Genomic DNA, 4,909 nt, shown 5'->3' on the forward strand with positions numbered 1-4,909 from the left:
GCGGCGCGCGTCGAGCAGGCTTCCATCGCCTATAGCGACAGGTTCGTCGCGACCTGCCCGCTGGTGGCGGCCCTTCACCTGTTCGAGCGCCACGTGCTGGACCCGGCGGCGCGCCGGCACCTGAGCGCCGAGGTCGCCCGGATCAACCACGTCGGCACCTATAGCTGCCGGAACATCTATGGCCGCGAGGCGGGCCGGCGCAGCGAGCATGCGACGGCCAACGCGATCGATATCCGGGGGTTCGTGCTGGACGACGGCCGCATCGTCTCGCTGGCGCGCCACTGGGACGGCAACCGCCCTGCCGAGGCCGCCTTTCTCCGCGAGGTCAACGACGGAGCCTGCCGCTTCTTCAACGCGGTGCTCGGCCCCGACTACAACGCAGCCCATCGCGACCACTTCCACCTGGACATGGGCCGCTGGCGGGTCTGCCGGTGATGCCCGATGCTTCGAACCCGGCGCTCAGAACCTTATGAACGGGTTCAGCAGCCGCATCAGCGGTCCCGTCAGGCGAAGCGGCGCGTCGGTCACCGTCAGGCAGAGGCATTCGCCATCGTCGTCGGCCACGGGACTGTGATCGGTTTCCCCGTCGCAGAAGCTGAAGTCTCCGGGCTGGTATTGCTTGTCACCATCGCTGAAGCCGCCGGCCAGCACGAGCGTCATCTCGGTGCCGGCATGGGTATGACGCGGAACCCTGACACCAGGACCGATCCGCAGCAGTCGCGCCCGGACGTTGCCGGTACGGCCCCTGCCGACGGCTATATCGGCCTGCTCGACCCCCCGCATGACCCGCTTCCAGTGAATCGTTTCAAGGTCCTGGCCGATGTAACCCCGCAGCGGCTGAGGCACCGGGTCGGCCGGGGGCCGGCGGTCTGGAACCTGAACCGGAACCGGCTCGTCCAGCCGCGCCAGCAGGCTGTCCAGCGCCTTGGACGGCACGGCAGCCGGTTCGATCGCCTCCAGCAATGCACCGCCGACCGACTCGAGCTGCGCCACCACCTCGCGGCACTCGGGACAAAGCGCCAGATGGGTCGCGAGCGCCAAGCCGGCGGCTTCTCCGGTGGAGCCGGCGGCGTAGTCGAGCAGCAGTTCCAGGCTCGGGTGATGGACCGGGAGCATCAACGGCTATCCATCAGCTTCCCGCCAATTCCCGCCGCAACCGCTCCAAGGCGAGGCGGAGGCGCGACTTGACGGTACCGAGCGGCAGTCCCTTGTGCCGGGCGATCGCCGAATGCGGCTGGTCGTCGAAATAGGCCAGCCGCAGAAGATCCGCCTGTTCGGCGGGGAGTTTCGCGATGGCGTCACGCAGCCGCGCGGATGCTTCCGCCTGCTCGATCGACCGGTCGGGGGCGGCAGGCTGATCGGGCACCAGCGCCGGGTCTTCCGGATCGTATTCGGGGCGGCGGTCGCGCCTCGCGGCGTCGATCCGCTTGTTGCGGGCGATCGTGAATATCCAGGTGGATGCCATGGCACGCGCCGGATCGAACGTATCGGCTCTGTGCCAGACCATCAGCATCACCTCCTGCACCAATTCGTCCGCCTGCGACGACGCGATGCCGGAGCGCAGCAGATAGGCCTTGAGCCGGGGTCCCATCCGGCCGAACAGCAGGCCGAAAGCCGCCTTGTCCCGATCGCGTGCGATCGCGACCAGAAGTTCGTCGGACGATCGGCCATCCATGGAGGCCGGGGACGGGACATCGGGCATTTTCCCATTGGAGGCGAAGACGCTTGGCGGAACAAGCCCCGCGATGAGTCCGACCGGCGGCTTCCATGCCGGCGGCCACAAATTTCCGGCATGTTCCATAGCCATTTCTACGGCAAGGCCGCTATATCGGATCACTGGTTAACGGAAATTTTTCCAAATGAGGGCACAACGGAGTTAAGCACAGACAAATGGCGCTACGGGCGCTGGAAATCCTCCCTCAACCTGTATAGTGTGGCGCCATGCCGATACCATTTCGCACCTGCACAATGACCCGCCGATACACGTTCTCCCGTTACGCCAGCCTCGCTCCCGCACTCTGCCTCGCTATCGCAGCGCTTGCCTCTTCCGGCACCGCCATGGCGGCGGAGCCGCAGTTGCTCGGCTCGTTCCGCGACTGGAACGCCTTCTCGTACGAGGAGAACGGCAACAAGGTCTGCTACATGTCGAGCCGTCCCAAGAAGGACGAAGGCAATTACAAGCAGCGCGGCGACATCTATGTGCTGATCACCCATCGTCCGGCGGAAAAGAGCCTGGACGTGGTGAGCGTGACCACCGGCTATACCTATCAGCCCAACAGCGAAGCGACGGTTTCCGTCGGCAACCAGAACTTCAAGCTGTTTACCGACGGCGACACCGCCTGGGCACGCGACGAGCGGACCGACAAATCCCTGGTGGAAGCGATCCGTACGGGGTCCGCCATGGTCATCAAGGGCACCTCCAATCGCGGCACCACCACGACCGACACCTATAGCCTCTCCGGCACGTCGGCCGCCTATGACGCGATCAACAAGGCCTGCAACGTCAAGCGCTGAGGCTCCGGGGCAGCATCGCCTCCATTAAAGCGATGTCAGACATGTTCCGGCCACGCAGCATTTGACAGAACCGCTGGCAACCCCCATTTAGCGCGCCATGGGTGTTTCAAGTCATGCAAGCATGTTCGCGCCGGCGGCCTCAGGGGCTGACGGACGCCGGAATTTGATCGGGCTCGACCGCGATGAACTCGCGGCCGAGCTTAACGCGTTGGGCCTGCCGGCGTTCCGGGCGCGCCAGATCTGGCACTGGCTCTATCATCGCGGCGCCACGACGTTCGACGTGATGACGACGCTGGCCAAGCCGGTGCGCGAGCAGCTGGCTGAACACTTCTTCATCGACCGGCCGGAAGTCAGCCGCGACCTGAAGTCGTCGGACGGCACGGCCAAGTGGCTGCTCAAGATGGCCGACGGCCAGCAGTTCGAGACGGTCCACATTCCGGAAGAAGACCGTGGCACCCTGTGCGTTTCCTCCCAGGTCGGCTGCACGCTGACCTGCCGGTTCTGCCACACCGGGACCCAGCGGCTCGTCCGCAACCTGGAGCCTTCGGAGATCGTCGGCCAGATCATGCATGCCCGCGACCGGCTGGGCGAATGGCCGGCTCCCAAGGAAGGCCGCATGCTGACCAACATCGTCATGATGGGCATGGGCGAGCCGCTCTATAACTACGACAACGTCGCCAAGGCGCTGAAGATCGTGATGGACGGCGAAGGCATCGCCATCTCCAAGCGGCGGATAACCCTGTCGACCTCCGGCGTCGTACCGATGATGCGGCGCTGCGGCGAGGAGTTGAATGTCAACCTTGCGGTCAGCCTGCATGCCGTGAACGACGAGCTGCGCGACCGGATCGTGCCGCTGAACCGGAAGTATCCGATCAAGGAACTGCTGGACGCCTGCCGGACATATCCCGGCATCAACAACGCGCGGCGAATCACCTTCGAATACGTCATGCTGAAGGGCGTCAACGACAGCCTCGCCGACGCGCGCGAGCTGGTCCGGCTGCTGAAGGACATCCCGTCCAAGATCAACCTGATCCCGTTCAATCCGTGGCCGGGAGCACCGTTCGAGCGCTCGACCAACGCGTCGATCCAGGCGTTCGGCGACTATATCAACAATGCCGGCTTCGCCAGCCCCGTGCGCACCCCGCGCGGCGAGGACATCATGGCGGCCTGTGGCCAGTTGAAATCGGACAGCGTCAAGCAGCGCGCGTCCGACCGGCTGGCCGAGGAAGCGGCGGCCCGCGCCGCCGTGGCTCTGATGGTGGCGGAGAAGGAAGCTGAACTGACGCTCTAGCAGCATCGTCCGGTTCATCATACTGATGCCGCTACTCGAATAACTCAGGTTGGACAGACCGCCGTGCAGTACTTTCTCGATCCGTTCTGGTTCAACCTGACCCTCAGCCTCGCCTCGCTCTGGCCGCTGTGGCGGATCTTCGTGCGCGCCGGGCTGAACCCGGTCTGGTCGCTGCTGACCTTCGTTTCGGTCGTCATCCCGCTGCTCGGCCAGTTGCTGGTGCTGCTGGTGCTGTTTCATTCCAAATGGCCGACGATGCCGCCGAAGCCCGAGCCGCCGCCACGCAAGAAGCCCCGGACGGCTTGAGGGAGAAGGTACAAGTCATGGACAACCTGATCGAAACCGTCACCTTCTTCCGCAACACCGATCCCAACGTGTCGCTGATCGTGATCGGCATCATGCTGACATGGACGCTGGCCGCCGGGTCGTTCCTGCTGGCGCGGCTGGGGATCAAGCCGCTATGGGTGCTGCTGCTGGTGCTGCCCGGCCTGAACGTGCTGGCGATCTGGCTGTTCGCCTATGTGCGTTGGCCCCGTTACGAAGAAGCCAGGCGCAAGGGCTGGACCCCCGAACCGCACCGGTAAAGACGGTCTGAAAGGTTTTCTCAGGGCTTCGGATCGTCATAGCTCGTCCAGGAGCCGTGCGGTCCGCGCCTGCTCCGGCCATGCGGCCGGTCGTCCACCGCGTCGTCGTAGCCGCGCCGGTTGCTGTAGAACACCAGGAACATCAGCCCTCCGCCCAGCGCCAGAGTGCCGACGCCGCCCAGGATCAGCGCCAGTATTCCATGCGGGCTGATCGTCACGTCGGCGCCGTCGAGCGTCCATCCGGCGATGCCGAACACCAGGGCCGCCGCCAGAAGTGCTATGAGCACGCCGATTACCAAAGCCGTTTTCATGGCGACACCGCACCTTGCCACACCGGAAATTCAGGAACGATACACTGCGGGAGTCCAACCGGTCTCGCGACCGCTTTGTTGCGCAAGGCTGATTCTGTCAGGGGCCGGTTCCGTCATATAACAAAGCGGACAGCCTTGCGGCCCGGCGCGGATAGCCCTAATGTCCCGGCGGTTTTGCGACACCTCGCACAGCAACTCTCGGACTGAAA

At 64.7% G+C, this 4,909-nt stretch carries 8 protein-coding genes; 5 read left to right on the forward strand and 3 right to left on the reverse strand.

The features are described 5' to 3' along the window. Positions 1–435 (forward strand): extensin-like domain-containing protein (locus AC5JJ6_RS41415; protein ID WP_496047648.1); only part of this gene is annotated, 435 nt, incomplete at its 5' end. 24 nt (positions 436–459) lie between these two features. On the opposite strand, the gene AC5JJ6_RS41420 is transcribed toward AC5JJ6_RS41415, so the two are convergent. Both AC5JJ6_RS41420 and AC5JJ6_RS41425 read right to left on the reverse strand, forming a co-directional pair. After that, entirely contained in the window at positions 460–1,116 is a 657-nt protein-coding gene (locus AC5JJ6_RS41420) for a ChrR family anti-sigma-E factor (RefSeq protein WP_496047649.1), read from the reverse strand. Between the two features lie 13 nt (positions 1,117–1,129). Beyond that, a complete protein-coding gene (locus AC5JJ6_RS41425; protein WP_496047650.1) occupies positions 1,130–1,702 on the reverse strand; it encodes a sigma-70 family RNA polymerase sigma factor in 573 nt (190 codons plus the stop codon). 266 nt (positions 1,703–1,968) lie between these two features. Here AC5JJ6_RS41425 and AC5JJ6_RS41430 point away from each other — a divergent pair, with 266 nt between their 5' ends. The 4 genes from AC5JJ6_RS41430 (at position 1,969) to AC5JJ6_RS41445 (ending at position 4,389) form a co-directional block, all read left to right on the forward strand. After that, positions 1,969–2,514 carry an invasion associated locus B family protein gene (locus AC5JJ6_RS41430; RefSeq protein WP_496047651.1) on the forward strand — a complete coding sequence of 182 codons (546 nt, stop codon included), beginning with the start codon at positions 1,969–1,971 and terminating at the stop codon, positions 2,512–2,514. A gap of 97 nt (positions 2,515–2,611) precedes the next feature. After that, positions 2,612–3,805, forward strand: a complete 1,194-nt coding sequence (gene rlmN / locus AC5JJ6_RS41435) for a dual-specificity RNA methyltransferase RlmN (protein WP_496047652.1) — start codon at positions 2,612–2,614, stop codon at positions 3,803–3,805. Between the two features lie 63 nt (positions 3,806–3,868). Further along, positions 3,869–4,111, forward strand: a complete 243-nt coding sequence (locus AC5JJ6_RS41440) for a hypothetical protein (protein ID WP_496047653.1) — start codon at positions 3,869–3,871, stop codon at positions 4,109–4,111. A 17-nt stretch (positions 4,112–4,128) separates the two neighbouring features. Next, the gene (locus AC5JJ6_RS41445) at positions 4,129–4,389 is read left to right on the forward strand and encodes a hypothetical protein (RefSeq protein ID WP_496047654.1); all 261 of its coding nucleotides are present in this window, start codon (positions 4,129–4,131) and stop codon (positions 4,387–4,389) included. A gap of 20 nt (positions 4,390–4,409) precedes the next feature. On the opposite strand, the gene AC5JJ6_RS41450 is transcribed toward AC5JJ6_RS41445, so the two are convergent. Further along, the gene (locus tag AC5JJ6_RS41450) at positions 4,410–4,700 is read right to left on the reverse strand and encodes a hypothetical protein (RefSeq protein WP_496047655.1); all 291 of its coding nucleotides are present in this window, start codon (positions 4,698–4,700) and stop codon (positions 4,410–4,412) included. Positions 4,701–4,909: the final 209 nt, after the last annotated feature.

The sequence above is a fragment of the Skermanella sp. genome, from assembly GCF_059503625.1.

What these genes read in the sequence shown, in the direction of transcription:
- AC5JJ6_RS41445 (WP_496047654.1), top strand. Translation starts at nt 4,129, where the DNA reads ATGGACAACCTGATCGAAACCGTCACCTTCTTCCGCAACACCGATCCC.
- AC5JJ6_RS41450 (WP_496047655.1), bottom strand. Translation starts at nt 4,700, where the DNA reads ATGAAAACGGCTTTGGTAATCGGCGTGCTCATAGCACTTCTGGCGGCG.
- AC5JJ6_RS41420 (WP_496047649.1), bottom strand. Translation starts at nt 1,116, where the DNA reads ATGCTCCCGGTCCATCACCCGAGCCTGGAACTGCTGCTCGACTACGCC.
- AC5JJ6_RS41425 (WP_496047650.1), bottom strand. Translation starts at nt 1,702, where the DNA reads ATGCCCGATGTCCCGTCCCCGGCCTCCATGGATGGCCGATCGTCCGAC.
- rlmN (WP_496047652.1), top strand. Translation starts at nt 2,612, where the DNA reads ATGGGTGTTTCAAGTCATGCAAGCATGTTCGCGCCGGCGGCCTCAGGG.
- AC5JJ6_RS41430 (WP_496047651.1), top strand. Translation starts at nt 1,969, where the DNA reads ATGACCCGCCGATACACGTTCTCCCGTTACGCCAGCCTCGCTCCCGCA.